Raw genomic sequence first — 205 nt, 5'->3', positions numbered from 1 at the left:
TGCTTTAACAACATGGAATAGCCGTATAGGAGCTTTCTTTTCTCTTATTTTGCTTTTATTACAGTTAGCATCAAGTGCAGGTACTTACCCACTTGCTTTGACAAATGCTTTCTTTAGAGCTATTAGTCCTTGGTTACCAATGAGTTATTCAGTTTCGGGATTACGACAAACCATCTCTATGACAGGAAATATTCATCATCAAGTC

General features: G+C 36.6%; 1 protein-coding gene. It reads left to right on the top strand.

Annotated elements, in window-relative coordinates; genetic code table 11:
* Window positions 1-205: hypothetical protein (locus WKI42_RS11020; RefSeq protein WP_368081930.1), on the top strand; the 205-nt coding region annotated here is incomplete at both ends.

It is taken from the genome of Streptococcus pseudopneumoniae, from assembly GCF_038148935.1.
GTDB classification, from domain to species: domain Bacteria; phylum Bacillota; class Bacilli; order Lactobacillales; family Streptococcaceae; genus Streptococcus; species Streptococcus pseudopneumoniae_U.
This window is presented reverse-complemented; position numbering and strand designations above follow the sequence as displayed.